31 protein-coding genes and 1 pseudogene are annotated in these 26,197 nt (G+C 75.0%); 16 read left to right on the plus strand and 16 right to left on the minus strand.

What is annotated here, in order from left to right; all coding sequences use genetic code 11:
- Positions 1-2: 2 nt before the first annotated feature.
- The 7 genes from C8D89_RS07730 to C8D89_RS07760 all read right to left on the minus strand — a co-directional run bounded on the left by C8D89_RS07730 (position 3) and on the right by C8D89_RS07760 (position 5,595).
- Complete coding sequence (locus C8D89_RS07730) at positions 3-302, minus strand: hypothetical protein (RefSeq protein WP_116707532.1); 300 nt, start codon at positions 300-302, stop codon at positions 3-5.
- Positions 299-688: a DUF948 domain-containing protein gene (locus C8D89_RS07735; RefSeq protein WP_116707533.1), complete on the minus strand. Its 390-nt coding sequence runs from the start codon at positions 686-688 to the stop codon at positions 299-301. The genes C8D89_RS07730 and C8D89_RS07735 overlap by 4 nt, the downstream gene beginning before the upstream one ends.
- 155 nt (positions 689-843) lie before the next feature.
- Positions 844-1,647, minus strand: coding sequence for a hypothetical protein (locus C8D89_RS07740; protein WP_116707534.1), 804 nt, complete (start codon positions 1,645-1,647; stop codon positions 844-846).
- Positions 1,648-1,832: 185 nt separating this feature from the next.
- Positions 1,833-3,251 (minus strand): replication-associated recombination protein A, encoded by a 1,419-nt coding sequence (locus tag C8D89_RS07745; RefSeq protein ID WP_116707535.1) that lies wholly within the window; start codon positions 3,249-3,251, stop codon positions 1,833-1,835.
- Positions 3,252-3,270: 19 nt separating this feature from the next.
- Positions 3,271-3,687: a hypothetical protein gene (locus tag C8D89_RS07750; protein ID WP_116707536.1), complete on the minus strand. Its 417-nt coding sequence runs from the start codon at positions 3,685-3,687 to the stop codon at positions 3,271-3,273.
- Between the two features lie 37 nt (positions 3,688-3,724).
- Entirely contained in the window at positions 3,725-4,603 is an 879-nt protein-coding gene (locus C8D89_RS07755; RefSeq protein WP_116707537.1) for a polysaccharide deacetylase family protein, read from the minus strand.
- Positions 4,604-4,614: 11 nt separating this feature from the next.
- A complete protein-coding gene (locus C8D89_RS07760; RefSeq protein WP_116707538.1) occupies positions 4,615-5,595 on the minus strand; it encodes an asparaginase in 981 nt (326 codons plus the stop codon).
- A gap of 51 nt (positions 5,596-5,646) precedes the next feature.
- Between C8D89_RS07760 and C8D89_RS07765 the strand changes: the two genes are divergently transcribed.
- Together C8D89_RS07765 and C8D89_RS07770 are read left to right on the plus strand one after the other, a co-directional pair.
- Entirely contained in the window at positions 5,647-6,126 is a 480-nt protein-coding gene (locus C8D89_RS07765) for an Lrp/AsnC family transcriptional regulator (protein WP_116707539.1), read from the plus strand.
- Positions 6,123-7,292, plus strand: a complete 1,170-nt coding sequence (locus C8D89_RS07770; RefSeq protein ID WP_243417937.1) for an aminotransferase class I/II-fold pyridoxal phosphate-dependent enzyme — start codon at positions 6,123-6,125, stop codon at positions 7,290-7,292. Before C8D89_RS07765 ends, C8D89_RS07770 begins: the two co-directional genes overlap by 4 nt.
- Positions 7,293-7,332: 40 nt before the next feature.
- Here C8D89_RS07770 and C8D89_RS07775 read toward each other — a convergent pair whose 3' ends face one another.
- Complete coding sequence (locus C8D89_RS07775; RefSeq protein WP_116707540.1) at positions 7,333-8,118, minus strand: isocitrate lyase/PEP mutase family protein; 786 nt, start codon at positions 8,116-8,118, stop codon at positions 7,333-7,335.
- Between the two features lie 171 nt (positions 8,119-8,289).
- Here C8D89_RS07775 and C8D89_RS07780 point away from each other — a divergent pair, with 171 nt between their 5' ends.
- The 13 genes from C8D89_RS07780 to C8D89_RS07835 all read left to right on the plus strand — a co-directional run bounded on the left by C8D89_RS07780 (position 8,290) and on the right by C8D89_RS07835 (position 18,486).
- Positions 8,290-9,345 carry an NADH-quinone oxidoreductase subunit B family protein gene (locus C8D89_RS07780; protein WP_116707541.1) on the plus strand — a complete coding sequence of 352 codons (1,056 nt, stop codon included), beginning with the start codon at positions 8,290-8,292 and terminating at the stop codon, positions 9,343-9,345.
- A gap of 34 nt (positions 9,346-9,379) precedes the next feature.
- Entirely contained in the window at positions 9,380-11,182 is a 1,803-nt protein-coding gene (locus tag C8D89_RS07785) for a nickel-dependent hydrogenase large subunit (RefSeq protein ID WP_116707542.1), read from the plus strand.
- A gap of 3 nt (positions 11,183-11,185) precedes the next feature.
- Positions 11,186-11,740: a NifU family protein gene (locus tag C8D89_RS07790; protein WP_116707543.1), complete on the plus strand. Its 555-nt coding sequence runs from the start codon at positions 11,186-11,188 to the stop codon at positions 11,738-11,740.
- The gene (locus C8D89_RS07795) at positions 11,737-12,372 is read left to right on the plus strand and encodes a DUF5947 family protein (protein ID WP_116707544.1); all 636 of its coding nucleotides are present in this window, start codon (positions 11,737-11,739) and stop codon (positions 12,370-12,372) included. The genes C8D89_RS07790 and C8D89_RS07795 overlap by 4 nt, the downstream gene beginning before the upstream one ends.
- Positions 12,369-13,124, plus strand: a complete 756-nt coding sequence (locus tag C8D89_RS07800) for a DUF6084 family protein (RefSeq protein WP_207787119.1) — start codon at positions 12,369-12,371, stop codon at positions 13,122-13,124. Before C8D89_RS07795 ends, C8D89_RS07800 begins: the two co-directional genes overlap by 4 nt.
- A complete protein-coding gene (locus C8D89_RS07805; protein WP_116707545.1) occupies positions 13,121-14,503 on the plus strand; it encodes a hypothetical protein in 1,383 nt (460 codons plus the stop codon). Before C8D89_RS07800 ends, C8D89_RS07805 begins: the two co-directional genes overlap by 4 nt.
- Positions 14,500-15,036 (plus strand): hydrogenase maturation protease, encoded by a 537-nt coding sequence (locus C8D89_RS07810; RefSeq protein ID WP_116707546.1) that lies wholly within the window; start codon positions 14,500-14,502, stop codon positions 15,034-15,036. Before C8D89_RS07805 ends, C8D89_RS07810 begins: the two co-directional genes overlap by 4 nt.
- The gene (locus C8D89_RS31080) at positions 15,033-15,134 is read left to right on the plus strand and encodes a DUF6893 family small protein (protein ID WP_423716785.1); all 102 of its coding nucleotides are present in this window, start codon (positions 15,033-15,035) and stop codon (positions 15,132-15,134) included. Before C8D89_RS07810 ends, C8D89_RS31080 begins: the two co-directional genes overlap by 4 nt.
- Before the next feature lie 5 nt (positions 15,135-15,139).
- Positions 15,140-15,538, plus strand: a complete 399-nt coding sequence (locus C8D89_RS07815) for a hydrogenase maturation nickel metallochaperone HypA/HybF (RefSeq protein WP_116707792.1) — start codon at positions 15,140-15,142, stop codon at positions 15,536-15,538.
- Complete coding sequence (locus tag C8D89_RS07820) at positions 15,516-15,803, plus strand: HypC/HybG/HupF family hydrogenase formation chaperone (RefSeq protein WP_116707547.1); 288 nt, start codon at positions 15,516-15,518, stop codon at positions 15,801-15,803. Before C8D89_RS07815 ends, C8D89_RS07820 begins: the two co-directional genes overlap by 23 nt.
- Positions 15,800-16,960: a hydrogenase formation protein HypD gene (gene hypD, locus C8D89_RS07825; RefSeq protein ID WP_116707548.1), complete on the plus strand. Its 1,161-nt coding sequence runs from the start codon at positions 15,800-15,802 to the stop codon at positions 16,958-16,960. The genes C8D89_RS07820 and hypD overlap by 4 nt, the downstream gene beginning before the upstream one ends.
- Before the next feature lie 77 nt (positions 16,961-17,037).
- Positions 17,038-18,111 (plus strand): hydrogenase expression/formation protein HypE, encoded by a 1,074-nt coding sequence (gene hypE, locus C8D89_RS07830; protein WP_243417973.1) that lies wholly within the window; start codon positions 17,038-17,040, stop codon positions 18,109-18,111.
- Positions 18,112-18,159: 48 nt separating this feature from the next.
- On the plus strand, positions 18,160-18,486 hold the full coding sequence (locus C8D89_RS07835) for a hypothetical protein (protein ID WP_116707550.1): 327 nt from the start codon (positions 18,160-18,162) through the stop codon (positions 18,484-18,486).
- Positions 18,487-18,501: 15 nt separating this feature from the next.
- On the opposite strand, the gene C8D89_RS07840 is transcribed toward C8D89_RS07835, so the two are convergent.
- The 5 genes from C8D89_RS07840 to C8D89_RS07860 are packed head-to-tail and all read right to left on the minus strand — an operon-like array spanning position 18,502 to position 22,628.
- Positions 18,502-19,164, minus strand: a complete 663-nt coding sequence (locus C8D89_RS07840) for a D-sedoheptulose-7-phosphate isomerase (protein WP_116707551.1) — start codon at positions 19,162-19,164, stop codon at positions 18,502-18,504.
- Positions 19,161-19,784 (minus strand): SIS domain-containing protein, encoded by a 624-nt coding sequence (locus C8D89_RS07845; protein ID WP_116707552.1) that lies wholly within the window; start codon positions 19,782-19,784, stop codon positions 19,161-19,163. Before C8D89_RS07845 ends, C8D89_RS07840 begins: the two co-directional genes overlap by 4 nt.
- Complete coding sequence (gene hypF / locus C8D89_RS07850; RefSeq protein ID WP_341477310.1) at positions 19,781-22,072, minus strand: carbamoyltransferase HypF; 2,292 nt, start codon at positions 22,070-22,072, stop codon at positions 19,781-19,783. The genes C8D89_RS07845 and hypF overlap by 4 nt, the downstream gene beginning before the upstream one ends.
- A complete protein-coding gene (locus tag C8D89_RS07855; protein WP_243417938.1) occupies positions 22,069-22,290 on the minus strand; it encodes a HypC/HybG/HupF family hydrogenase formation chaperone in 222 nt (73 codons plus the stop codon). Before C8D89_RS07855 ends, hypF begins: the two co-directional genes overlap by 4 nt.
- On the minus strand, positions 22,287-22,628 hold the full coding sequence (locus C8D89_RS07860) for a helix-turn-helix transcriptional regulator (RefSeq protein ID WP_116707554.1): 342 nt from the start codon (positions 22,626-22,628) through the stop codon (positions 22,287-22,289). The genes C8D89_RS07855 and C8D89_RS07860 overlap by 4 nt, the downstream gene beginning before the upstream one ends.
- Before the next feature lie 128 nt (positions 22,629-22,756).
- Between C8D89_RS07860 and C8D89_RS07865 the strand changes: the two genes are divergently transcribed.
- Entirely contained in the window at positions 22,757-23,440 is a 684-nt protein-coding gene (locus C8D89_RS07865) for a hypothetical protein (RefSeq protein WP_116707555.1), read from the plus strand.
- 32 nt (positions 23,441-23,472) lie between these two features.
- On the opposite strand, the gene C8D89_RS07870 is transcribed toward C8D89_RS07865, so the two are convergent.
- From C8D89_RS07870 to C8D89_RS07880, 3 genes and pseudogenes are all read right to left on the minus strand, one after another.
- Positions 23,473-24,069, minus strand: coding sequence for an isochorismatase family protein (locus tag C8D89_RS07870; RefSeq protein WP_116707556.1), 597 nt, complete (start codon positions 24,067-24,069; stop codon positions 23,473-23,475).
- A gap of 64 nt (positions 24,070-24,133) precedes the next feature.
- Positions 24,134-25,369: a hypothetical protein gene (locus tag C8D89_RS07875; RefSeq protein ID WP_116707557.1), complete on the minus strand. Its 1,236-nt coding sequence runs from the start codon at positions 25,367-25,369 to the stop codon at positions 24,134-24,136.
- 13 nt (positions 25,370-25,382) lie between these two features.
- Positions 25,383-26,196, minus strand: a pseudogene (locus C8D89_RS07880) (DUF389 domain-containing protein).
- Between the last annotated feature and the right edge of the window lies 1 nt (position 26,197).

Genomic DNA, 26,197 nt, shown 5'->3' on the forward strand with positions numbered 1-26,197 from the left:
CCTCAGCGGGCGTGCGAGGCACCCCGCCGGGGCGCTCGGGCGTGGCGGGCCGGCGACGGATCCGGCCGCACGGGGATCTCCGTGGTGTCCTCGACCATCGCGTAGAGCTCCTCGGCGCGCTCGTTCATCCCGGCGCGGACCTCGGCGCCGAACGCGCCGAGCCCGGCACCGAGCTCGCGCAGCCCCTCGCCCAGGCTGGTGCCGAGGCCGGCCGGTGTGGCCTTCTGGGTGAGCTCGTTGACCTTGCGGGTGGCGGTGACGCCGACGGCGACGCCGACCCCCACCCAGAACAGACGCTTCATGCGCGGGCACTCCGCTTCGACTTCCTCGGCGCCGACTTCAGCTGGCGCGCCTGCTGGGCCTTGCGCAGCCCGTAGGACAGCGCGGCGATCTTGACCAGCGGGCCGCCGAGGGTGGCGGTGAACAGCGTGGTGAGCGCCTTCGTGTTGGCGGCGACGGCCTGCGCGCTGGCCGTCATGCCGTCGACGCGCTCGAGCTGGGTGTTCACCGTCGTCAGCGTGACCCCGGCGTCGGAGAGCAGCGGCTCGGTGCCCTCGTGCGCCTTGCGGATCGCGATCGTCGCCTCGTCCAGAGTACGCCCGAGCTTGATGAGCGGGATGGCGAGCAGCACCACCAGGATCACGAACGCCACCGCGGCGACGATCGCCGCGATCTGGCCGACCGACACGGGTCCTCCTCGGGTGCTGGGTGCGGTACAGGTCCCCGGACCGCCGCCCGGCGACACCGCCCGGGGGCGGGTCTCCGGACGGCACCTGGCGCAGGTGGCGGCAGGTTACCGTGCGACACCGACGCGCCTCCGGGGCCCGGTTGATCAGCTCCGGTTCAGCACGGCGGCAGGCCCAGCCCGCCCCGGTAGGACGGGGCGAGGTAGACCTCCGAGATGTAGCCGATGCGCCCGTCGGGCGCCCGCGCGCCGAGCCACAGCGCGGAGCTCGCGACGTTCGGGTTCTGCCCGATGTTGGTGGAGGTGAGGTCGGCGTTGGTCATGGCCTCGCCGGTGAGCCAGCAGACCGCGGTGAAGGTCGCGCCGCTCCACACGTCGGTGCCCGGGATCTTGCAGCCGGGCATGCTCGCGCAGTACGCCACCGGGCGCGTCGCCAGGTAGGAGGACGTGCGGTCCTCGATCAGCTCGCCCCGCCCGATGGCCACACGGTTCTGCACCACGACCGTGCGTGTCGGCGCGGGGTCCTCGTCGGCGAGGACGACCACCGCCGTCGTCAGCCCGACGACGAGGGCGACGAGGACGGCGAATGCGGCGATCTCGACGCGGCGGCGGGTCGAGCGCCGGGGTGCCGGGGGCGGGTCGGCGGCCGGTGCCGGCGCGACCGGGACGGGTGGTGGAGCGGGCGGTGCCGCCTCCGCCGGTGGGGCGTGGGCCTCCCGCAGCCGCTCGTGCCGGCTGCGCCAGCCCGCGACGTCGTCGGCCTCGACACCGACGCCGGCGAGCACGTCGGTGACGAGGTCGACGTTGGGCAGCCCCGGCCCCCGGGTGGCGGCCGCGATCGTCGACTTGCCCCACCCGGACACCGCCTCGGCCCGCCGGAAGGACACCCCGCGGCGCTGGAGCTCGGCGAGGAAGTCGGCGCAGAACCGCGCCGTGGTGTCCGGCGGACCCGTCGCGCTCACGCGGCACCCGCGGGGAGGGGACGACGTCCTCGCAGGTCGGACGCGTCCGGACGGCGTCCGGGACGCCCCCGGACGCGCCGGCGGTCACGGTCGGGCGTCACGGGGGAAGGCTACGACGAGCCGGCCCGGGCGCTGCGCCGGTCGTGGGTCTCGCGGGTACCGCGGGGGACGTACCCGCGGGAGAGTCAGCGCCCGGCCGGCCCCCGCACCACCTCGCGCAGCCGCGCGAGCCGTTCGGCGCGCCCCCGCTCGTCACCCCGCCCGCCCGGGCGGTAGTAGTCGCGGCCGACGAGCTCGTCGGGCGGGTACTGCTGAGCGACGACACCGGCCCGGTCGTCGTGGGGGTAGACGTAGCCCACCGCGTTCCCCTGCGCCTGGGCGCCCGCGTAGTGCCCGTCCCGCAGGTGCGGGGGCACCGGCCCCGCCGCGCCGTGCCGGACGTCGGCCATCGCCTCGTCGATCGCGGTGATCACGGCGTTCGACTTCGGCGCGGTCGCGAGGTGGATGGTCACCTGCGCCAGGTTGATGCGCACCTCGGGCAGGCCGATGAGCTGGACCGCCTGGGCGGCGGCCACGGCCGCGGGGAGGGCCGTGGGGTCGGCGAGCCCGATGTCCTCGCTCGCGTGCACCACCAGGCGCCGGGCGATGAACCGCGGGTCCTCCCCTGCCACGATCATCCGCGCGAGGTAGTGCAGCGCGGCGTCCGGGTCGGAGCCGCGGATCGACTTGATGAACGCCGAGATGACGTCGTAGTGCTGGTCGCCCGCGCGGTCGTAACGCACCGCGACCTCGTCGACGACGCGCTCGACGTCGGCCAGCGTGATCTCGCCGCTTCCCCCCACTGCGTCCGCCGCGGCCTCCAGGGCCGTGAGCGAGCGGCGCCCGTCGCCCGCGGCCAGCCGCACGAGGTGGGCCCGGGCGTCGGGGTGCAGCGTCACCGCCCCGCCCAGCCCCCGCGGGTCGGTCACGGCGCGGTCGAGCAGCGTGCCGACCGCCTCGTCGTCGAGGGCGTGCAGGCCCAGCACGAGGCTGCGCGAGAGCAGCGGCGCCACGACGGAGAAGCTGGGGTTCTCGGTGGTCGCGCCCACCAGCAGCACCACGCGGTCCTCGACGGCAGCGAGCAGCGCGTCCTGCTGGGTGCGCGAGAACCGGTGGATCTCGTCGATGAACAGGACGGTGCGCCTCGGCTCGGCCGCGGCCAGACGGCGGCGTGCGACCTCGATCACCCCCCGCACCTCCTTGACCCCGGCATTGAGCGCGCTCAGGGCCTCGAACGCCCGCCCCGTCGCCTGCGAGATCAGGCGCGCCAGCGTCGTCTTGCCCGTCCCCGGGGGCCCGTGGAGCACGACCGACGCCGGCGCCGCCCCCTCGACGAGGCGCCGCAGCGGCGCGCCGGGCGAGAGCAGGTGGTCCTGGCCGACGACCTCGTCGAGGCTCGCCGGGCGCATCCGCACCGCCAGCGGTACCGCCACTCCCCTGTCGGCGTGTTCCCCTGTTGGCGCCGGCCGGTCGTCCACGACACCCCGCGTGACCGGCCGCTCCGGGTCCGGGCCGGGTGGGGACGCCTCCGGCACCTCGACCTCGAACAGCCCGTCCTCACCCATGAAAGACACGGTAGTGACGTCAGCCGACGCTCCAGGCCGCGCCGGGTCGTGGGACGACGTCCACGGCGACGCCGCCGTGGGCGTGCAACCGGCGGGCACGGCCCGGGTCGGGGCCGGCCAGGACCACCGGGTGCCCGCGCTCGAGGGCCAGCACCGACACCCGCACCACGGCCTCGGCGAGGTCGAGCCCGTCGGGCGGGGCGTCGGAGAGCCGGCGTCCCAGCTCCCCGGGCCGCGCCGCCCCGGCGCGCGCGACGACCTCGTCGACGCCACCGGCCGGCGGAAGCGCCCCGCACGGCCCCGTCAGGGCGTAGCCGCCCGGCCACGGCGTCACCCGCCACCGCCACGGTCCCAGCCAGCGGGTCAGCGCCGCCGCGAGCCGCCGGGACGCCCCCGGGTCGCGGGGGCCGACCGTGTCCTCCCACGGCGCCCGCACGCGCCCCGACCCGCACGCTGCACACATCAGGGCCCCATCACGTGCGCGGGGTCCGGGCGAGGAAGTCCTGGGCGATCTCGTCGAACGTCGCCCACCGCACGCCCTCGTGGCCGTCGATGTGCTCGATGAGCCGCTCGAGCGCCAGCAGCACCTGCGGGCGGCCGGAGACGTCGGGGTGGATCGTCATCGTGAAGGCGGCGTAGTCGCACTCGCGGTACGTCCAGTCGAACTGGTCGCGCCACATCTGCTCGATGTCGCGCGGGTTGACGAACCCGTGGCTGTTCGGGCTGCCCTTGATGAACATCATCGGCGGCAGGTCGTCGAGGTACCAGTTCGCCGGGATCTCGACGAGGTCGGTCTCCCGACCGCGCTCGAGGGGCTTCATCCACGTCTCGGCGGGCTGGTCGTAGTCGATCGGCGTCCACGCGTCGCCCACGCGCACGTAGTACGGCGTGACGTCGCGGTGCATCAGCGAGTGGTCGTAGCGGATGCCGCGGTCGAGCAGGATCTCGTTGGTGACCCGGCTGAACTCCCACCACGGCGCGACGTAGCCGGTGGGCCGGCGCCCGCTGCGGCGCTCGATGAGCTCGACGCAGTAGTCGAGGATCGTCTCCTCCTGCACGCGGCTCATGGCCAGCGGGTTCTCGTGGCTGTAGCCGTGGACGCCGATCTCGTGGCCCGCCGCGACGCAGGCGTCGAACTCGCCGGGGAACGTCTCCACCGAGTGGCCCGGCCAGAAGAACGTCTGGGTCATGCCGTGGCGGCGGAACAGCTCCACCAGGCGCGGCACGCCGACCTCCCCGGCGAACAGGCCGCGCGAGATGTCGTCGGGCGAGTCCTGCCCGCCGTAAGAGCCGAGCCAGCCGGCGACGGCGTCCACGTCGACCCCGAACGCGACGAAGATCTCTTTGGCCATGCGGGTCCTCCTCAGCTCAGGTGCTCGTCGAGGAGTGCCCGGTGATCCGCCGGGTCAGCCGCGAGGACCAGCCCGAGCAGGATCCGCGCCTGCCAGGGGCTCAGGTCGCCGGCGAGCCGCGCGCCCCGCTCGAGCAGCGCCGCGCCGCCGCTCGCGTACCGCGCCGACACGGGACCCTCGGGCACGCGGCTGGCGACGAGGACGGTCACACCGGCGTCGACGGCCTCCCCCACCGCCTCGATCACGTCCGGGGACGCGTTGCCGATGCCCACCGCGGCGAGGACCACCCCGCCGGCGCCGGCCGCGACGGCGGCGCGCAGCAGCGTGCCGTCCGCGCCGTGGTGGGCGGCGACGACGTCGACCCGCGGGGGCTCGCCCGCCGGGAGCGGCAGGGCGGGCCGGCGGAGCGGCCGGGCCACGCGCCGGACGGACCCGTCGAGCACGCGGTGCACGACGGGGCCACCGAAGGCGCCGGCCGCGAGGGTGTGACGCTTGGCGACGCCGCGGGCCGCGAACGCCTCACCGTCGAAGCACAGGAGCACCCCGTCGCCGCGGACCTCGGGGGACGCGGCGACGGTGAGGGCGGTGCGCAGGTTGGCGGGCCCGTCGGCGCCGGGCTCGTCGGCGGCACGCTGGGCGCCGGTCAGGACGACGGGGCGCCGGTCGTCGAGCAGGAGGTCCAGCCCGTAGGCGCTCTCCTCCATCGTGTCCGTGCCGTGGGTGACGACGACGCCCTCGGCGCCCGCCTCGAGGGCGGCGGTCACCGCCGCGTGCAACCGCCGCAGGTCGTCCCACCCCATCGCGAAGCTCCCGGCGGTGGCGAGGTCGGTGACGGTGACGCCTGCGGTGACGTCCGCGGGGAGGTCGTCGACGACGCCGGCGTCGGCGAGCAGCGCCCGCCCGTCGCGGGCGGGGGCCAGCGGGCCGGGGAAGCCCGTGCTGGCGATGGTGCCGCCGGTGGCGACGAGGTGGACGGGCGGCTGGACGGGCACGGGGCGGCTCCGCGGGTCGGCGACGACGGGGGACGGCTAGGGTCGTTCCCCATGCACGAGATCCTCACCGTGCTCGAGTCCGACGCCCGCGCCACCCCCGAGCGGATCGCAGCGCTCACCGGCATCGCCGAGGACGAGGTGCGCGCGGCGATCGCCGGGTGGGAGGCCGACGGCGTCATCCGCCGGTACAAGACCGTGGTCGACTGGGACCGGTTCGGCGACGAGCGGGTCCGGGCGTTCGTCGACGTCACCGTCGCGCCCGAGCGGGGCCGCGGGTTCGACGACGTGGCCGAGCGGATCGCCAAGTTCCGCGAGATCCGGGCGGTCTACCTGGTGTCCGGGGCGCAGGACCTGCGGGTCGAGGTGGAGGGCTCCTCGATGAAGGAGGTCGCCGACTTCGTCGCCCAGAAGCTCTCGGGCGTCGACCGCGTGACGGCCACGAGCACCCACTTCCTGCTGCGGCGCTACAAGGACGACGGGCAGCTGCTCACCGACCCCGAGCCCGACCAGCGTCTGTCGTACACGCCGTGACGCCCCCGCAGAAGCCGCTGTCCCGGGTCGTCGAGGCGTGCCCGCCGTCGGGGATCCGCAGGTTCTTCGACCTCGCCCAGACGATGTCGGGCGTCATCTCCCTCGGCGTCGGCGAGCCCGACTTCCCGACGCCGTGGGGCGTGCGCGAGACCGCGATCCACGCGCTGACCCGCGGCGCGACGACGTACACCAGCAACTCGGGGCTGCTCGAGCTGCGCGAGCTGGTGTGCGCCGACCTCGCCGGGCGCTGCGGGGTGACCTACCGGCCCGCCGACGAGTGCCTGGTCACGTCCGGGGTCTCGGAGGGGCTGGACCTGGCGCTGCGCGCGCTGCTCAACCCCGGCGACGAGGTGATCGTCCCCGAGCCGTGCTACGTGGCCTACCAGCCGTGCGTGGCGTTCGCGGGCGGGACGCCGGTGCCCGTGGCGATGGATCCGGCGCAGGGCTACCGGCTCGACGCCGAGCGGATCGCCGCCGCGGTGACGCCGCGGACGAAGGCGGTGCTGTTCGGGTCGCCGTCGAACCCGACGGGCGCGGCGCAGTCGGCGGCCGACCTCACCGCGCTCGCCGCGCTGGCGGCCCGCGAGGACTTCTGGCTGGTCAGCGACGAGATCTACGACCGCCTGACCTACGTGGGCCACCACACGAGCACCGCCGCGGTCGACGGGGCGTGGGACCGCACGGTGCTGCTCGGCGGGTTCTCGAAGTCGTACGCGATGACGGGCTGGCGCGTCGGCTACGTGTGCGCGCCCGAGCCACTGGCGGCGCTGATGCACCGCATCCACCAGTACACGATGCTCTGCGCCCCGCACGTGAGCCAGGTGGCCGCGGTGGAGGCGCTGCGCAGCGCGGAGCCGGACGTGGCCGAGATGGTCGCCGACTACGACCGCCGACGCCGCCTGTTCGTCAAGGGGCTCGACGAGCTCGGGCTGACGTGCCCGGAGCCGGGCGGGGCGTTCTACGCGTTCCCGTCGATCCGGGCGAGCGGGCTGTCGTCGCAGGACTTCGCCGAGGCGCTGCTGAACTCCCAGAAGGTCGCCGTGGTGCCGGGCGACGTCTTCGGGCCCTCGGGCGAGGGGCACGTCCGCTGCTCCTACGCCACCGCGCTGCCCCTGCTCGAGGAGGCTCTCGAGCGCATCGGCCGTTTCCTCACCACACGTGCGTGATCTTCTGAGCTATAGCTCAGAAGATCACGCACGTAGGGGGTCAGTTGAGCTTGCGGGTGCCCTCGGGGAGGCCCCCGCCGGCGTAGGCGTCCTCGGCGAGCTGCGCGAGTGCGGTCAGGGCCACGTTCTGGCTCCACGGGCCGAAGGACACGCGGGCGACGCCGAGCTCGCCGAGCCGCCGTGTGCCCGGCATCCCGGGCACCCCGATGACGTTGACCTTGCGCTCCCCCAGCGCGTCGACCAGCGCGCGGATGGTGTCCTCGTCCAGCCGGCCCGGGCAGAAGAACGAGGTCGCGCCGGCCTCGAGGTACGCGCGCCCCCGCGTGATCGCGTCGTCGAGGATCTCCAGCGGGTCCCGGCCGCCGCCGCGCAGCCACGCGTCGGTGCGGGCGTTGAGTGCGAACGGCACGCCGGCGGACTCGGCGGCGGCGACGGCCGCCTCGACCGCCTTCACCGACTCCGACAGCGGCCTCAGCTGGTCCTCGAGGTTCGCGCCGACGACGCCGACGTCGATGGCACGGGCGATCGTGCCGCCCGGGTCGCCGTAGCCGGCCTCGAGGTCGGCCGTCACCGGCAGCTCGGTCTGCCGGGCGATCAGTCCGACCTCGGCGATCATCTCGTCGCGCGGGATCACCTCGCCGTCGGGGTAGCCGCGGGAGGCCGCGATGCCGTGGCTGGCCGTGGCCAGCGCCCTCGTGCCGGGGGTGTTCGCCACGGTCGTGGCGGTGATCGCGTCCCACACGTTGACGACCACGAGCAGCTCGGGGTCGGAGTGCAGACGCTGCAGCTCCCGGGCCTTGTCGATCACGCTGTCGGCGGTGCTCATGGTCGTCCCCGTACCCCGCGAGGGCCCCGTCCACCGGCCGCTGAGGGCACCCACACTGCGTCCGGTCCCTACGTGCCGCGGTCACTTACCGCGTCGCGACCCCGCTGGCAGCCTGGCTGACCTCGGCGGACCACCACCTGCCACGCCGCCGTGGAGCGGTCGGGGGAATCCGTGACCACTTTCGCCTCACACGACGACACCACGGTGCACATCCTCTGGATCAACGCCGGGCTCAGCTGCGACGGCGATTCGGTCGCGCTGACGGCGGCCACGCAGCCGAGCATCGAGGAGATCGCGCTCGGGGCGCTGCCGGGGTTGCCCAGGGTGGCGGTGCACTGGCCGCTGATCGACTTCGAGTCGGGACCGGACAAGGGCGCCGACACCTTCATCGAGAACTTCTTCCGTGCGGAGCGCGGCGAGCTCGACGGCCCGTTCGTCCTGGTCGTCGAGGGCTCGATCCCCAACGAGGCGATCAAGTCCGAGGGGTACTGGTGCGGGTTCGGCAACAACCCCGACACCGGGCAGCCGATGACCACGAGCGAGTGGATCGACCGGCTCGCCCCGAAGGCGCTGGCCGTCCTCGCCGTCGGCACCTGCGCCACCTACGGCGGCATCCACGCCATGGCGGGCAACCCGACCGGCGCGATGGGTGTCGCCGACTACCTCGGCTGGGACTGGACGTCCTCGGCGGGGCTGCCGATCGTCAACGTCCCCGGCTGCCCGGTGCACCCCGACAACCTCTCCGAGACGATCCTCTACCTGCTCTACCAGGCGGTCGGCTCGGCGCCCATGATCCCGCTCGACGAAGCGGGCCGCCCGACCTGGCTGTTCGGCCAGACCGTGCACGAGGGCTGCGACCGCGCCGGCTACTACGAGCAGGGTCAGTTCGCCACCGAGTACGGCTCGCCGGAGTGCATCGTCAAGCTCGGCTGCTGGGGGCCCGTGGTGAAGTGCAACGTCCCCAAGCGCGGCTGGATCAACGGTGTCGGCGGGTGCCCCAACGTCGGCGGCATCTGCATCGGCTGCACCATGCCCGGCTTCCCCGACAAGTTCATGCCGTTCATGGACGCCCCGCCCGGCAGCAGGCTGTCCGGGGTGGCGAGCGGGGCCTACGGGACGGTCGTGCGCAAGCTGCGCGACATCACCGCGAAGACGGTCGACCGGGAACCGCGCTGGCGGGCGAAGGGGCGGGAACTGCGCACCGGCTACCAGCCCACCGCCTTCTGAGAGCCAGCGTTCCGAGCCCAGAGAGGTCCGCGTCATGACCGCCACCGCGCCGAAGCAGAGCACGGGTCAGAAGACCGACCTGGTCGAGATGGCCTGGGACCCGATCACCCGCATCGTCGGCAGTCTCGGCATCTACACGAAGATCGACTTCGCGGGGAAGCGCATCGCCGAGTGCCATTCCACGTCGTCGATCTTCCGCGGCTATTCCATCTTCATGAAGGGCAAGGACCCGCGGGACGCGCACTTCATCACCAGCCGGATCTGTGGCATCTGCGGGGACAACCACGCCACCTGCTCGGTCTACAACCAGAACATGGCCTACGGGGTACGCCCGCCGCACCTCGGGGAATGGATCATCAACCTCGGCGAGGCCGCCGAGTACATGTTCGACCACAACCTCTACCAGGACAATCTCGTCGGCGTGGACTTCTGCGAGAAGATGATCGCGGAGACGAACCCGGGTGTCCTCGAGCTCGCGAACCGGACCGAGGCCCGCGGCGCCGCCGAGCACGGCTACCGCACCATCGGCGACATCATGCGGGCGCTCAACCCGTTCACCGGGGAGTTCTACCGCGAGACGCTGAAGGTCAGCCGCTACACGCGCGAGATGTTCTGCCTGATGGAGGGCCGGCACGTCCACCCCTCCACGCTCTACCCGGGCGGCGTCGGCACGGTCGCGACGATCCAGCTCTTCACCGACTACATGACCCGGCTCATGTGGTACGTCGAATTCATGAAGCGGGTCGTGCCGATGCACGACGACCTCTTCGACTTCATGTACGACGCGCTTCCCGGGTACGAGGAGGTCGGCCGCCGCCGCGTGCTCCTCGGTTGCTGGGGATCGCTCAACGACCCGGAGCACTGCGACTTCGACTACCGGACCATGACCGACTGGGGACGAAAGATGTTCGTCACCCCGGGCGTCGTGGTCGACGGGAAGCTGGTCACCACCGATCTCGTCGAGATCAACCTGGGGATCCGGATCCTTCTGGGCAGCTCGTTCTACCGAGGCTGGGAGGACCAGCCGGTGTTCGTGCGGCAGGACCCCCTGGGCAATCCCGTGTCGCAGGACCACCCGTGGAACCAGCACACGATCCCGGCGCCGCAGAAGCGCGACTTCGACGACAAGTACTCGTGGACGATGTCGCCGCGCTGGTTCGACGGCACCGACCACCTCCCGCTCGACACCGGCGGCGGACCGATCGCGCGGCTCTGGGCGACCGCGCTCGCCGGGCTGGTCGACATCGGCTACATCAAGGCCACCGGCCACAGCGTCGACATCAACCTCCCGCGCACGGTCAACCGGCCCGAGCGCACCTTCACCTGGACCCCGCCCACGGACAAGCAGGGACGCCCCCTCTCCAACGCGATCGAGCGCGACCGGGCCCGCACCTACTTCCAGGCCTACGCCGCCGCGGCCGCGATGCACTTCCTGGAGAAGGCGCTGGCCGAGGTCCGCGGCGGGCACACGAAGACCTGGGAGTCGTTCACGGTGCCCGACGAGTCCGTGAGCTGCGGGTTCACCGAGGCGGTCCGCGGGGTGCTGTCCCACCACATGGTCGTGCGGGACGGGAAGATCGCGAACTACCACCCCTACCCGCCCACGCCGTGGAACGGCAGCGTGCGCGACAAGTTCGGCACGCCCGGTCCCTACGAGGACGCCGTGCAGAACACCCCGATCTTCGAGGAGAACCCTCCGGAGAACTTCAAGGGCATCGACATCATGCGCGCGGTCCGCAGCTTCGACCCGTGCCTGCCCTGTGGCGTGCACATGTACCTGGGCAACGGCAGGCAGCTGCACCGGGAGACCTCGCCGACCCAGCTCAACCTGCCCTGAGCCATGGTGTCCCCGTTCGCCGACGAGGAGGGCACCGACCCGGGCGCCGTGGCCGCGACCATCGCGGAGCTGCTCGACGAGCTCGCGGAGGAGCCCGCCGCCCGCGAGGTCGGCGAGGATCTCGTGCGCGTGCTCATGCAGTTCTACGGCGCGGGCCTCGACCGGATCGTCTCGATCGCGCGGCTCGGCGGCGGCGACGCGCTGGTGCACCGGCTCGCCGCCGACCCCCTCGTCGCCGCGCTGCTGGCGCTGCACGACCTGCACCCCGTGGAGCTGCCGGTCCGGGTCGGGCACGCCCTCGACACCGCACGCCGTCGCCTCGGCAGCCACGGGGGCGGCGTCGCGCTCGACCGCGTCGACACCCACACCGGCACCGTGCACGTGACGCTGGCGGCCGGCTGCGGCTCCTCGTCGGAGACCGTGCGCGACGTCGTCCGCACCGCGGTCACCGAGCTCGCCCCGGAGATCGCCGCGGTCGAGTTCACGTCCGAGGAGCCAGGACCCACGCTGCTCCAGATCGGGCTGGGACCCCCGGGCGTCCCCGCGGCCGGATCATGAGCACCGTCGGCGAGGTCGCGGGGCTGCGCCGGTTCCTCGCTCCCCGGGAAGGGCGGGCGTCCGCGCCGGCGGAGCGCTGCGACCTGTGCGCGGCGGAGATCCCCGCCGAGCACCCGCACCTCGTGCACACCGGCGAGCGCTCGCTGCGCTGCGCGTGCCGGGCGTGCGCGCTGCTGTTCAGCGGGAGGACCGACGGCGTCCGGACCGTGCCCGACCGCTGGCTGGCCGACTCACGGTTCGTGCTCACCGACGGGCAGTGGGACGCGCTGCAGATCCCCGTGGGGTTGGCGTTCTTCCTGGAGAGCAGCGCGACCGGTGGCGTCGTCGCCTGCTACCCCGGGCCCGCGGGGGCCACCGAGAGCGAGCTGGACCTGCGGGCCTGGGCCGACGGCGTGGGCGCGGGGCGGCTCGCGGCCCTGCTCGAGCCCGACGTCGAGGCCCTGCTCGTGCGCCGGGACGCCGAGCCGGGCGCCGCGACGTCCTGCCTGCTCGTGCCGATCGACGCCTGCTACCGCCTCGTCGGTCTCGTCCGCCGGCACTGGCGCGGGTTCGACGGGGGCGCCGAGGCCTGGCAGCACGTCGACGCCTTCTTCGCCGACGCCCGCGCCCGGGCCCGGGAGGTGGACCCGTGACGCTCCCCTTCCCCCGCGCCGCGCCCGGACCCGCGCTCCGGTTCGCGGTCCTCGGGGCCGATCACGACCCCGCCGCGCTCGCCCCCACCCTGCGTCTCAGGGTCGCGGTGTCCGAGACGACGGGCACCCGTGTCCACGCGCTCGCGTTGCGCACGCAGATCCGGATCGAGCCCGCGCGCCGGCGCTACTCGGCGGCGGAGCAGCGCCGGCTGGTCGAGCTGTTCGGCGAGCCGGAGCGCTGGGGCCGCACGCTCAACCCGGTGCAGCTCGCCACGGTGTCCACGGTGACGCCCGGCTTCACCGCCGAGCACACGCTGACCCTCGACGTGCCCCTGACCGCGGACACGGACCTCGCCGCGACCCGGTACTTCCGCGGCCTGGCCGGCCCCGACGACCCCGACGACCCCGACGACCCCGACGACCGGGCGACGCATCGCCCCGGCGCCGCGACCAGCGACGGCGAGGCGCCCCTCCTCCTGCTGTTCAGTGGCACCGTGTTCTACGAGGGCGACACCGGGGTCCAGGTCGGGCTCGTGCCGTGGAGCAGCGAGGCGACGTTCCACCTCCCGGTCGCGGTGTGGCGGGCGATGATGGCCGCGCACCACGGCGGCACCGTCTGGATCCGGCTCCCGGAGCGCACGGCCGGCGACCTGGCGGCGTGGCGCGCGGCGCGTGCCCTGCCCTCCTGGGACCAGACCGTCGCGGCCCTGCTGGCCGCCGCCGAGGGGCACGGCGGGGGGAGGGCGCCGTGAGCACCACCGACCCCTTCGCCGAGCTCGCCGGGGTCACCGCCGTCGCCGATGCGGTGCTCCTCGAGGGCTACCTCCTCTACCCCTACCGGGCGTCGGCGCAGAAGAACGCGCTGCGCTGGCAGTTCGGGGTCCTCGTGCCCCCGGCGGCCGCGCCGCGCCTCGCCGAGCCCTCCCGCAGCCGCACCGAGCTCCTGCTCGAGCCGCGGGCCGGGGCCACGCTGCGCCTGCGCGTGCGCTTCCTCCAGGTCCAGGAGCGCGTCCTCCTCGACCGCGAGGGCCGGGTCCGTGACGAGATGACGGTCGACGGGACCCCGTACTTCGGCTGGGACGAGGGCGTGCCCCGCGAGATCGACGCCGCGGTGGCGCTCGCCGACCTGCGCGAGGGCCCGGTCACGGTGCCGATCGCGCTCCCCGGCGCGGAGTCGCGCGACCCGATCGTCGACGCGGCCGGCGTCGAGCACGGCGCCTACCTGCGGCGGACCCACGGGCTCACCGGCCACGCCGAGCTGTCGGCGACGCCCGTTCCCGGCCCGTACGGGGCGTGGCGCCTGCGGCTCGACGTCGTCAACGACACCGCGTGCCGGCCCGACCCCACGAGGGACGCTGCCCTGCGCCGCGCGCTGGTCGCCGCGCACGGCGTGCTCGGGCTGGACGCCGGCGCGTTCCTGTCCAGCACCGACCCTCCGGAGTGGGCCGCCGCGGCGGTGGGCGCATGCGTCAACGAGCACAGCTGGCCGGTGCTGGCCGGGGCGCCCGGCACCGCCCGGCTGGTGCTGGCCTCGCCGATCATCCTCGCCGACCACCCCCAGCTCGCTCCGGAGAGCCCGACCGACCTGTTCGACGGCACCGAGAACGACGAGATCCTCAGCCTGCGGACCCTCGCGCTCACCGACGCCGAGAAGCGGGAGGCGCGGGCCACCGATCCCCGGGCCGCCGAGCTGCTCGACGCGCTCGACGCCATGGGCCCGGCGATGTTCGAGCGCCTGCACGGCACGATCCGCCCCGACGGGCGGGCGCCCGACGAGGTCCCCACCCTCGTCACGCCCGCCACACCCCCGCCTACCACACCCTGGTGGGACCCCGCCGCCGACGCGTCGGTCGACCCGGAGACCGACACGACCCTGGTGCAGGGGCGGCCGGTGTCGCGGGGCAGCGCGGTCGTGCTGCGGCCCGCCCCCGGCGGCGACGCGCAGGACGTGTTCCTCGACGGCGCGGCCGCGACGGTGCAGGCCGTGGTGCACGACGTCGACGGCCAGGTCCACGTCGCGGTCTCGCTCGACGACGACCCCGGCGCCGACCTGCAGGCCACCCACGGCCGCTACCGCTACTTCCGCCCCGACGAGCTCGGGACCGGTCTCGGGATCGGAGAGGCCCGATGAGGATCCTGGTCGGCGGCGTCGGCAACGTGTTCTTCTCCGACGACGGCTTCGGCTCGGCGGTGGCGCGGCGCCTGCTGGCCGTGGGCGGCCTTCCCGCCGCGGTGGACGTCGTCGACGTCGGCGTCCGCGGCATGCACCTCGCCTACCAGGTCCTGGAGGGCTACGAGGTGCTGCTCGTGGCCGACACCACCCGGGGCGGGGGCCCGCCCGGCTCGCTGTACCTGCTCGAGCACGACCTCACCGACGCCGGCGCCTTAGCGTCGTTCGACCCGCACGGGATGGAGCCCGACGCGGTGCTCGACCTGGTCGGCGCGCTCGCCCGTGCGGTCGGCACCCACGAGCTGCGCCGGGTGCTGGTGCTCGGCTGCGAGCCCGCCGACCTCGGCGCCGGCATGGGCCTCACGCCCGCGGTGGCGGACGCGGTCGACGCGGCGGTCGAGGCCGTGCCGCGCATCGTCGCCCACCTCCTCGACGACCGACCCTTCACCCCCGCCGCGAGCGGGATCCGCACCGACACGGGAGCCGCACGATGAAGAAGATCCTGGTCCTCGCCCTGCTCGGCGGCGCCGGGTACGTCCTGTGGGACTCGCGCGACGACATCCGCCGCTACCTGCGCATCCGGAACATGTGAGACCCGTGCACGAGTTCGGGGTGGCCGCCGGGGTACTCGACGCCGTGGAGGCGCGCGCCGCGGGGCGCCCGGTCTGCGCCGTGCGGGTGCAGGTCGGCGCGCTGCAGCGCCTCGAGCGGCCCGTGTTCGACCAGGCGTTCGCCCTGATCGGCGACGGCGGGGTGGCCGACGGGGCCAGCGTCGAGATCGTCGAGGTGCCGGTGACCGTGCGGTGCCGCGACTGCGGCGCCACGACCACCGCCGACGGGCTCGTCACCACCTGCGGGGGCTGCGACGGGCACGACCTGGAGCTCCTGGCCGGCGACGACCTGGTCCTGGAGTCGATCACCCTCGCGGACCGGGCCCCGGGGCCGGGACGCGAACCGAGGAGGAGGTGGGCAGATGTGCCTGGGCATCCCAGGTGAGCTCATCGAGATGGCCACCGACGACACCGATCTCGCCCTGGTGTCGGTGGCCGGGGTCCGGCGGCGCGTGAACGTCGGCCTGCTCACCGAGGACGACGAGCTCGCGGTGGGCGACTGGGTGCTCATCCACGTGGGCTTCGCGCTCGCCAAGATCGACGAGGCGGAGGCGCAGGCCGCCCTGGAGATGCTGCACGGCCTCGGGCCGGCCTACGACCAGGAGCTGGCGGACTTCACCGGCTCGGCGGTCGGGAGGGAGGGACTGTGAGGTTCGTCGACGAGTTCCGCGACGCCGACACCGCCCGGGCGCTGGCGACCCGCATCGCCGCGCTGTGCGAGCCGGGCCGGCGCTACGCCTTCATGGAGGTCTGCGGCGGGCACACCCACACGATCTACAAGCACGGCCTCGAGGACCACCTGCCCGAGTCGATCCGGCTCGTGCACGGGCCCGGCTGCCCGGTGTGCGTGCTGCCGATGGGTCGGGTCGACGACGCCGTCGCCATCGCCGAGCAGCCGGACGTGATCATGACCGCGTTCGGGGACATGATGCGGGTGCCGGGTGGGCGGGGCTCGTTCTTCGACGCCAAGGCCGCCGGCGCCGACATCCGCATGGTCTACAGTCCGCTCGACGCCCTCAAGATCGCTCGCAACACCCCGGACAAGCACGTGGTCTTCATGGCGATCGGGTTCGAGACCACCGCACCCTCGACGGCGATGACCGTCCTGCGCGCCGCGCGGGAGGGCATCGAGAACTTCTCGGTCTTCTGCAACCACGTCACGATCATCCCGGCGATCAAGGCCATCCTCGACTCCCCCGACCTGCGCCTCGACGGGTTCCTCGGCCCCGGGCACGTCTCCACCGTGATCGGGTGCCGGCCCTACGAGTTCATCGCCCGGCGTCACGGGCAGCCGCTGGTGGTCGCCGGGTTCGAGCCGCTGGACATCCTCCAGGCCGTCCACCAGCTGATGCGCCAGCGCCGCGAGGGCCGGTGCGAGGTCGAGAACCAGTACAGCCGGGTCGTGCCCTGGCAGGGCAACCGCCGGGCCCTCGAGGTCATCGGGGAGGTCATGGAGCTGCGGCCCTGGTTCGAGTGGCGCGGTCTGGGCTTCATCTCGCAGTCCGCGATGCAGGTGCGGGACGCGTACGCGGCCTTCGACGCCGAGCGCCGCTTCGCCGTACCGGGCGTACGGGTCGCCGACCCCAAGGCCTGCCAGTGCGGCGAGGTGCTCAAGGGCGTGCTCGAACCCTGGGAGTGCAAGGTGTTCGGCACCGCGTGCACGCCCGAGACGCCCATCGGCACGTGCATGGTGTCCTCCGAGGGCGCGTGCGCGGCGTACTACAACTTCGGCCGGTTCAGCCGCTCCCGGGTCCGTGCCGGCTCCGCCGGGCCGACCCCGCTCGCCGACCCGGTGGTGCTGCGATGAGCGCACCGCAGGGGAACGCGCCGGCCCGCGCCGGCTGGGCCGAGGAGGCCGTCGCCACCCATGCCGGCGCCGAGCACCTGCGCACCGAGGAGCAGGTCCTCGAGCGGGTCGAGCGGGCCCGGCGTCGCCGGCCGCGGGTGCGCGAGGAGCGGATCACCCTCGCCCACGGCGCCGGCGGCAAGGCCACGCGCACGCTCGTCGAGGCCGTGTTCGTCGACGCCTTCCGCAACCCCGTGCTCGAGCAGCTCGAGGACGGGGCGGCGGTGAGCGTGGGCGGGGCCCGCCTCGCGTTCACCACCGACTCCTTCGTCGTCTCGCCGCTGTTCTTCCCCGGCGGCGACATCGGCGACCTCGCGGTCAACGGCACCGTGAACGACCTGGCGATGTGCGGGGCGCGCCCCCTGCACCTCTCGGTCGGGGTGATCCTCGAGGAGGGCTTCCCGGTCGCCGACCTGCAGCGCATCGCCGCGTCCATGGCACGCGCCGCCGCGGCGGCCGGGGTGGAGATCGTCACCGGCGACACGAAGGTCGTGCGCCGCGGGCAGGCCGACGGGTGCTTCCTGACCACCGCCGGGATCGGGGTGCGCGAGCGGGACGTCACGCTCGGCGCGGCGACGGTCCGGCCGGGCGACGCGGTGCTCGTGTCCGGGCCGATCGGCGACCACGGGGTGACGGTGATGCTCGCCCGCGGGGAGCTCGACATCGAGGCCGACGTCGTCTCCGACACCGCGCCGATGCACGGCCTCGCCGCCGCCCTGCTCGACGCCGCCGGCGACGGGGCGCGGGTGCTGCGCGACGCCACCCGCGGCGGGGTCGCGACGATCCTCAACGAGATCGCCGGCGCGGCGGGAGTCGGGGTCGTCGTCGACGAGGCCGCGGTGCCCGTGCGCGAGGAGGTCCTCGGGGCCTCCGAGCTGCTCGGGATCGACCCGCTGTACGTGGCCTGCGAGGGCCGCCTGGTCGCCGTCGTCGACGCCGCGCGCGCCGCGGCGGCGCTGGCGGCGCTGCGGGCCCACCCGCTCGGTGCCGGCGCCGCGCTGATCGGCCACGTCGCCGACGACCCGCCCGGGCTGGTGCTGCTGCGGACCGCCTTCGGCGGCACGCGGATCGTCGACCTCCTCGTCGGCGACCCGCTGCCGCGCATCTGCTGATCCGCCGCTGGCGGAGAGGGCCACCGAGACGGACGAGGAGGACCGACGATGAAGGACGCCGAGCGGGGCGCGGAGAAGGCGTTCCGTGCGAAGGAGAACGCCCCCGGGCCCGGGCCGGGGCGCGAGCCGTCCCGGGAGGAGGAGGCCGGGATGCGCGACACCGAGACGGAACCGCAGCCGCCGCTCGGGGTCGGGGAGAGCCTCTCCACCCGGGGCGAGGAGGTCGCCGCGGGTACCGAGGACGAGGCCGGACAGCAGGGCGCGTCGGGCCGTCCTTACGGTCACGGGAGCGGCAACGAGCCCCGCGGGGTGCACCCCAACCCGCCCGTGACCGAGGGCAGCCCCGACCTCCCCACCGGGGACCAGGGTGGCTGACGCGAGCGCGAGCGGTCAGCCCAGCGCCCTCCGGGTGAGCTCGGCCAGCACCTGGTAGACGGTGGTCTGCGCCTCCTGGATGCGGTGGACCGACGAGGAGGGCATGACGAACAGGTGGTCGACGACGCCCGGTTCGGCCATCGCCCCGCCGTCGTAGCCGGCCAGCCCGACGGTGACCAGCCCGCGCCGGCGGGCCTCGGCCAGCCCGCGCAGGACGTTCGCCGAGCCGCCGCTGGTCGACAGGGCGACGGCGACGTCACCCGGGCGGCCGGCCGCGGCGATCGGGCGTGAGAACACGACCGCGAAGGCCACGTCGTTGGCGAGCGCCGTGAGCGTCGCGACGTCCGCGGCCAGGGCGGTCGCGGGCCACGACCGGGGGTCGTCGGCCGTCGGCAGGGCGAACAGGGCGGCGAGCGCCTGGGCGTCGGTGCTGCTCCCCCCGTTGCCGAACGCGAACAGGCGCCCACCGCCGGCGAGCGAGTGCGCCATCGCGGCCGCGCACGCCGCGAGCGCCTCGGCGTGCGCCGCGACGACCTCCTCGCGCAGGGCCGCGATCTCGTCGACCTTCTCGCGCGTCGAGGCGACCACCTGCGCCAGCACGCGCGCCGGCGCGTCGTCGTCCGCCCCGTCGTCCTCCTCGGGATAGAGGAACGGGTACAGCGCCTCGACGCCGCTCATCGCGCAGCCGCCAGGGGCAGGGCTCCCGGGTGCTCGAGGAAGACGTGCACGAGCTCCCACAGCACGTGGTAGATCGTCACGTGCAGCTCCCGGACCACGGCAGGGTCGGGCGAGCACACCCGCAGCACGTGGTCGAGACCCGGCAGCGCGCCGACCGCTCCCCCGTCGCCGCCGACCAGCGCGACCGTGAGCAGCCCGCGGTCACGGGCCTCGGCGAGGCCGTGGGCGACGTCGGCGCAGTCACCGTCGGCCGAGAGCCCGATCGCGACGTCCTCCGGACGCGCGTGGGCGCGCAGCGACGCGGCCACCGTGTCCGCCGTACCGGCACGCCGGGCGAGTCCGGTGACCACCGCGGGGTCGGCCACCAGCGACAGCGCGGGCAGCGCGCGCTTGCCCACGATCACCGGGTGGACGAACTCCACCGCGAGGTGCGCCGCGTCGGCCGCGGCCGGGCCGTTGCCGAAGGTGAGCAGCCGCCCGCCGCGGGCGAAGCGCACCGCCACGTCCCGGCACGCCGCCGCGATCCGTTCGGCGTCCCGGGACAGCGCCGTCGTCGCCGCCCTCCGGCGCGCGACGGCGTCGAGCGCGTCCTGCGCCGTCGGCGTGCGCACTCCCGTCATGACCCCTCCCCCTCTCCCGGGGCGACCGGGCGCCCCCCGCAGGCGGCCACGGCGGCCTGGCCGAGGCTGATCCCCGCGTCGGTGCACGGCACCCGCTCGTGGGTCAGCACCCGCAGGCCGGCGGCCTCGAGCCCGGCGCGCACCCGCTCGGTGAGCACCTGGTTGACGAACACCCCGCCGGAGAGCACGGCCGTACCCACGCCGTGGGCGGCCGCGGCGGGCACGACCGCGCGGACGGTGGCGTCGGCGAGCCCGTGGTGGAAGCGCGCGGCGATGCGCCCCGGGTCCACCCCGGCGCGGACGTCGTCGGCCACGGCGGCGACCAGGTCGCCCACGGGCACCACGCCGTCGCGGGCGGGCCCGACGGGGTAGGCCGTGTGCTCGTCCGGGTCGACACGCTGCTCGAGCTCGACGGCCGCCTGGCCCTCGTAGGTGGTGGTGTCGCGGACCCCGACCAGCGCGGCGACCGCGTCGAACAGGCGCCCCGCGCTGGACGTCGCGAGGGTGGCCGACGCTCCGGCGAGAGTGGTCACCGCGTCCCACCGGTCGCGGTGGCGCCCGGCCACGGCGAGGTCGCGGCCCTCCGCGCCGAGCCACGCGGCGGCCATCCGCCAGGGGGCGCGCACCGCGGCCGCACCGCCGGGCAGGCCCACGGTCTGCAGGTGGCCCACGCGGCGCGCGGCGCACAGCGACGCGAGCAGGAGCTCGCCGCCCCAGACGGTGCCGTCCGGGCCCCAGCCGGTGCCGTCGTAGGCGACGCCGAGCGCCGGGCCGTCGTCGGGCCCCCACCCGTGCTCGGCCAGGCACGACGCCACGTGGGCGTGGTGGTGCTGGACGGCGACGGGCTCGAGGTCGTCGCGGCCGAGCGCATAGGACGTGGAGCGGTACTGCGGGTGCAGGTCGTGCGCGACGACCTCGGGGGTGATCGCGAACAGCCGGCCGAGGTGCTCGATCGCGTCGGTGAAGGCGCGCAGGGTCGCGAGGTTCTCCAGGTCGCCGATGTGGGAGGACGGGAACGCCCGGCGGCCGGCGGCGAGCGTGATCGTCACCTTCTGCTCGGCCCCGCACGCCAGCACCGGCCGGAGCACCCTGAATCCCAGCGGCACCGGTTCGGGCGCGTAGCCGCGGGCGCGGCGCACGGGCACGACGCGGCCCCGCGCCACGCGCACCACCGAGTCGTCGACCCGGGTGCGAATCGCGCGGTCGTGGGTGAGGAAGCCGTCGACGAGCGGGGCGAGACGCTCGGCGGCGTCGTCGTCGCGGTGGGCGATCGGCTCCTCGGAGGAGTTCCCGCTGGTCAGGACGAGGGGGCGGCCGAGGTCCGCGGCCAGCAGGTGGTGCAGCGGGGTCGGCGGGAGCATCACCCCGAGCTCGGCGGTGCGGGGCGCCACCGCGGCGGCGACGGCCGCACCGGCCCGGCGCGGGCGCAGCACGATCGGGCGGCGACGTCCCGCGAGCACCTCCCGCGCGACCGGGTCGAGCCGGACGAGGCCGTCGGCGACGGCGAGGTCCCCGGCCAGCAGCGCGAACGGCTTGTCCTCCCGGTGCTTGGCCGCCCGCAGCCGCGCCACGCCCGCCTCGTGGTCGGCGCGCACCGCCAGGTGGTAGCCGCCCAGCCCCTTCACCGCCAGGATCTCGCCCGCGGCGAGGCGCTGCACCGCCCGGTCGAGGGCGTCCTCGGCGACGCCGTCGAGGCGCACCGTGGGGCCGCAGTCGGGGCAGCACACGGGCTGGGCGTGGAAGCGGCGGTCGCGCGGGTCGTGGTACTCGGCGGCGCACGCCGGGCACATCGCGAACCTGGCCATCGTGGTGGTCGCGCGGTCGTAGGGGACGTCGCAGACGATCGACAGGCGTGGCCCGCAGTTCGTGCAGTTGACGAACGGGTGGCGGAAGCGGCGGTCGGCGGGGTCGGTGAGCTCGGCGAGGCAGGCGGCGCAGGGTGCGGTGTCGGCGGAGACCAGCGTCCGCGGTCCCGGCGCGGACGGGTCGCTGGGCGCGATGGTGAAGCCGACCGCGCCCGTGGCCGGCAGCGCCGTGCGGGTCACCGTCTCGACCGCCGCGAGCGCCGGAGCGCGCTCCCGCAGTGCGGCCTCGAGTGCATCGACGTCCGCGGCCGCGCCCTCCACCTCGACGACGACCCCGGCCGCGTCGTTGCCGACGGAGCCGGCGAGCCCGAGACCGGTGGCCACGCCGTGCACGAAGGGCCGGAACCCGACCCCCTGCACGATCCCGGTCACCGTGAACCGGGCCCGCACCGCCGTGCCCTTCATGCCGGTCGCGAGGGTCACCCGGTGCCACCCCCGAGGCGGGCGATGGCCTCCCCGGCGTGCACGAGGACCACGTCCCCGACCGCGGCCTCCACCAGCGCCACGCTGATCTGCTCGCGGCCCCGGCCGGTGTCGACCCAGGCCAGGTCGCCGTCGGCGAGCGCCACCACGCGCCAGGGCAGCGCCTCGTCGGAGCAGGTGACGCACACCGGCCCGTCGCAGGGTTCCGGCCCGCTCACGGGGACCCCGCGGTCAGCGAGCCGGCGCGTGCGAGGAAGGCGCGCACGAGGTGGTGCGTGGCCTCGAGGGTCTCCACCTGGCGGCGCAGCGCCTCCTTGCCGTCGGCGGTCAGCGCGTAGGTGCGGCGGGCCGGGCCCGAGGTGGACAGGCACCACGACGAGGAGACGAGCCCCTCCCGCTCGAACGAGCGCAGCGTCCGGTACACCCCGCCCGCGTCGGTGTCGTCGATGAACGACGCGTGCAGGCGCTCGACGAGGTCGTAGCCGTGGGCGGGTCGCTCCTGGAGCAGGAGGAGGAGGCACGGTCGGAGGAAGTTCCGCGGCTCGTACTCGCCCATGGCGGCTCCCGCCCGGCCCCCGCGGTGGTGGAGGGACCGTTGCTCCTGTGGTGGCGATCACATAGTGTCCTCCCCAGCGAGCGGTCCGACAAGCGATGCGGTAGTGCGACCGGTGGGCGGCGAGGCCGATGGACGACGCGACCCGAGCCGTGCTCGAGCTGTGGGACGTGGCCGAGGAGGCCGTCGACGGGCTCGCGCCCGAGGACTGGTCCCGTCCCGCACCCGGCGCCGAGCCGACGGTCGGTGACCTCGTCGCGCACCTCGCCGGCGTCCACGCGGACACCCACTACGCCGCACCCGACCGGCAACGGGCCTCGCTGGCCGACGCTCGACGCCGCACGGCGCTGGCCATCGACGGACGCCACGCCGGCGACCGCGTCCTCGGCGCGCACTGCCTCGACCTGTGCCTGCACGCCCACGACCTCACGACCGCGCTGGGCGCCCCCGTCGACCTCGGCGAGCACCCGGCCGCCGCCCTCGAGGCCTGCCGGCTGATCGTCGACGTCGCCCCGCGGCTCCTGGTGGCCGCGCTCGGGCCGCGGGACGCGACCGTGCGCCTGGTCGTGCGCCGCCCGGACGGCGCCGCGGGCGAGCACCCGACGGCGTTCGCACGCACCGTGCACATCGTCGGCGGGCGGTGCGCGGGGCCGGCCCCGCACACGGCTCCGGACGTCGTCGAGGTCGACGCGGACGCCCTGCTGCTGCTCCTGGCCGGGCGGCGGCCGGCCGAGTCGCTCGCCGCGGACGGCGCCGCCGCATGGTCCGGGACCGCCGCGGACGCGTTCGTCCACCGGGCGCGGCTGGTCGGCTGACCTCGAGGGACCGAGTCGGCGCCGCGGCGCGGTCACATCCAGCCGTGCACCGTGACGCCCGCGTCGGCCATCTCGGCGAGCGCGCGGTCGGCGTCGCCCGCCTCCAGCTCCACGTGCCGGGTGGCGTCGGCGAGCAGAGTGACCTCGTAGCCGTGACGGCGTCCGTCGAGCGCGGTCTCCTTGACGCACACGTCCCCGGCCAGCCCGACCACCACGAGCGACCGGGCGCCGGCCTCGCGGAGCACGGCGTCGAGCTCGGTGGCCGACTCCTCACCCGAGGTGGGGTGACGAGCGCTGAACGCCGAGTAGCCGTCCTCGCCGCCGGTGCCCTTGCGGATCACCGGGCCGTCCACCACGAGGTCGGGGTGCAGCTGCGCGCCCCACGTGCCCTGCACGCAGTGCACCGGCCAGGTGCCGCCGTCGGTGACGAAGTGCGGCGTGTGCTCGGGGTGCCAGTCCTGGGAGTACACGACCGTCGCGCCCGCCCGGCGGGCGGCGCGGATCTCCTCGTTCGCCAGGGGCACGATCTCCTCCCCGCCGGCGACGTACAGGCCGCCCCGGGGATCCGCGAAGTCGTTCTGCACGTCCACCACCACGAGAGCGGTGGTCGGGTCGTAGAGCGATGTCATCGTGACCTCCTCACCGTGGTCCCCCGATGGTCCGGGCCGTCCGTCCGGCCGGCCACCACGGACGTCAGGCGAAGGCCGGATAGGGCGCCAGCACGGCCTCCCCGCCGTGACGGCCGAGCGCGCCGACCACGGCCGCGGCGAGCTCGGCGGTGGCCACCAGGCCCGCGCGTTCGGCGTCGACCCCGAGGCGCCGCCACAGCGCGCTCAGCACCGCGGGCGCGTCCTCGCCGGGGTCCGCCACCACGACGCGCGCCGCCCGCCCCGCGGGCGTGGTGCCCACGACCGCCGGCAGCAGCGCGCGCGTCGACAGCCACACCCACAGCACCTCGGCCTGCAGCACCCGCTCGCGCAGTACCTCGGCGTCGGCCAGGTCGGTCCACACCGGTGTGATCTCGGCCTGCCACGCCGCGACGAGCGCCTCGGCCATGCCCGGCGGCTGGGCGTGCGCCCGGCCGCCGCTGGGCAGCGGCAGGCACAGCGACGCCGCGGTGAGGGCGACGTCGCGGAAGCAGCCCCACTCGAAGTCGAGGAACCGTGCGCCGCTGCCGGTGAGCAGGCAGTTGTCCGGACGGATCTCGGCCGGGCTGAACGCGCGGTAGCCCGAGCCGCCGAGCAGCCGCACGGCCGTGCGGGCCTCGGCGACCCCGGCGGGCGCGGCCTCGACGCGCAGCAGCTGGGCCAGCTGGTCGGGCACCTCGGCCAGCGCCGCGCGCGCGTCGTCGGCCAGCGGGTCACGCCACGTCCGGACGCCGAACCGGCGCAGCAGGGCTCCGAAGTCGTGCTCGCGGCCCGCGGTGGCCGCCTGCATCCGTCCCAGCGCCCGCGCCCAGCCCAGCAGCGCGCGCTCGGCGGCCTTGGGGTCGCGCTCGTCGAGACGGTCGGCCAGCGTCGAGCACCGGCCGAGGTCCTCGAGCACGAGCAGCCGGTGTGCCGGGTCGTTGGCCACGAGCATGGGGCTCGCCCGGTCCTCGGCCGGCATCGCGGTGAGCAGCTGGCAGGACGCGGCCTCGAAGCGGAACCGGTCGGCGCTCGGCTCGCCGGCGCCGGGCTCGTCGAGATAGTGCTTGAGCACCAGGGTGCGGGGCAGCGAGAAGGGGTTCTCGGCCACGCGCACGCGGACCACGACCGAGCGCGAGCTGCCACCGAGGTCCACGGGATCGGCCAGGCGCACCGTCGCCCCGTGGCGCCGCGTCAGCAGCTCCTCGGCCAGCGTGACCACCCGCGCGTGGTCGGCGTCACGCTCCGCGTCCGCGGCACGCCCATCGGCGGTGCCCGCGTCGTCCGTCGTCAGGGGAGCCATCAGCGACGGGACTCTACCGGTCCGCGACATGCGCCGGGAGTGAATCAGGGAGGCGGCGGCGCCGCCGGACGGCCCGCACGAGCAGCAGGACGACCACGCCCGAACACACGATGGCCACGACGTTCACGGCCAGCTGGAGCAGCGAGCTCGCCGCCCGGCCCCAGTCCCCGAGCACCACGGCCACCGCCGCGAACCCGGCCGCGGGCACCGTCGTCACCGAGATGAACACCCCGACCAGGACCCCCGAGCCCTCTCCGGCGATCAGCGCGACCATGCCCGCGACCCCGGCCAGGAGCGCCACGACGAACGAGAGCGGCCCGACGTGGTAGACGAACTCGACGCCGGGGAGGTTGGTCAGCGCGTCCGAACTCCGGCCCCAGCACCATCGCCCCGACCACGGTGACCGGCGAGTTGGTCACGACTCCGATCGCCCCGAGCAGGCAGGCGATCGTGAGCATGACCACGAACGTCACCGACAGTCGCGCCCCCTGCCCGGTGCGCGCCAGCAGCTCGTCCCACACCACCGCGTCGACGCCCTCGCCCGGCGCGGCCTCCTCGGCCCGGTCGGCGGCGGCCGAGACGACGGTGTCGAGGGTCTCGAGCACGATCCCGCCGTGCTCGACGCACCCGAGGTCCCGGAGGGCGTCGAGCACCTCGTCGACCGACTCGCGGACGAGGTCGGCCTCGACGACGTCGCCGGCCGGCTCCACCAGGACCCCGCGCAGGCGCACGACGTGAACCGCGCCCGGCTCGGCCGTCAGGACCTCGAGGACCCGCTCCACGAGCCCGGCCTGCGCGGCCAGGCAGAGCACCCGCAGGCGGATCACG

It is taken from the genome of Actinomycetospora cinnamomea (assembly GCF_003096675.1).
Taxonomy (GTDB): Bacteria; Actinomycetota; Actinomycetes; order Mycobacteriales; family Pseudonocardiaceae; genus Actinomycetospora; species Actinomycetospora cinnamomea.

What these genes read in the sequence shown, in the direction of transcription:
- C8D89_RS07730 (WP_116707532.1), bottom strand. Translation starts at nt 302, where the DNA reads ATGAAGCGTCTGTTCTGGGTGGGGGTCGGCGTCGCCGTCGGCGTCACC.
- C8D89_RS07745 (WP_116707535.1), bottom strand. Translation starts at nt 3,251, where the DNA reads ATGGGTGAGGACGGGCTGTTCGAGGTCGAGGTGCCGGAGGCGTCCCCA.
- C8D89_RS07755 (WP_116707537.1), bottom strand. Translation starts at nt 4,603, where the DNA reads ATGGCCAAAGAGATCTTCGTCGCGTTCGGGGTCGACGTGGACGCCGTC.
- C8D89_RS07765 (WP_116707539.1), top strand. Translation starts at nt 5,647, where the DNA reads ATGCACGAGATCCTCACCGTGCTCGAGTCCGACGCCCGCGCCACCCCC.
- C8D89_RS07775 (WP_116707540.1), bottom strand. Translation starts at nt 8,118, where the DNA reads ATGAGCACCGCCGACAGCGTGATCGACAAGGCCCGGGAGCTGCAGCGT.
- C8D89_RS07785 (WP_116707542.1), top strand. Translation starts at nt 9,380, where the DNA reads ATGACCGCCACCGCGCCGAAGCAGAGCACGGGTCAGAAGACCGACCTG.
- C8D89_RS07790 (WP_116707543.1), top strand. Translation starts at nt 11,186, where the DNA reads ATGGTGTCCCCGTTCGCCGACGAGGAGGGCACCGACCCGGGCGCCGTG.
- C8D89_RS07795 (WP_116707544.1), top strand. Translation starts at nt 11,737, where the DNA reads ATGAGCACCGTCGGCGAGGTCGCGGGGCTGCGCCGGTTCCTCGCTCCC.
- C8D89_RS07810 (WP_116707546.1), top strand. Translation starts at nt 14,500, where the DNA reads ATGAGGATCCTGGTCGGCGGCGTCGGCAACGTGTTCTTCTCCGACGAC.
- C8D89_RS31080 (WP_423716785.1), top strand. Translation starts at nt 15,033, where the DNA reads ATGAAGAAGATCCTGGTCCTCGCCCTGCTCGGCGGCGCCGGGTACGTC.
- C8D89_RS07820 (WP_116707547.1), top strand. Translation starts at nt 15,516, where the DNA reads ATGTGCCTGGGCATCCCAGGTGAGCTCATCGAGATGGCCACCGACGAC.
- C8D89_RS07835 (WP_116707550.1), top strand. Translation starts at nt 18,160, where the DNA reads ATGAAGGACGCCGAGCGGGGCGCGGAGAAGGCGTTCCGTGCGAAGGAG.
- C8D89_RS07840 (WP_116707551.1), bottom strand. Translation starts at nt 19,164, where the DNA reads ATGAGCGGCGTCGAGGCGCTGTACCCGTTCCTCTATCCCGAGGAGGAC.
- C8D89_RS07845 (WP_116707552.1), bottom strand. Translation starts at nt 19,784, where the DNA reads ATGACGGGAGTGCGCACGCCGACGGCGCAGGACGCGCTCGACGCCGTC.
- C8D89_RS07860 (WP_116707554.1), bottom strand. Translation starts at nt 22,628, where the DNA reads ATGGGCGAGTACGAGCCGCGGAACTTCCTCCGACCGTGCCTCCTCCTC.
- C8D89_RS07865 (WP_116707555.1), top strand. Translation starts at nt 22,757, where the DNA reads ATGGACGACGCGACCCGAGCCGTGCTCGAGCTGTGGGACGTGGCCGAG.
- C8D89_RS07870 (WP_116707556.1), bottom strand. Translation starts at nt 24,069, where the DNA reads ATGACATCGCTCTACGACCCGACCACCGCTCTCGTGGTGGTGGACGTG.
- C8D89_RS07875 (WP_116707557.1), bottom strand. Translation starts at nt 25,369, where the DNA reads ATGGCTCCCCTGACGACGGACGACGCGGGCACCGCCGATGGGCGTGCC.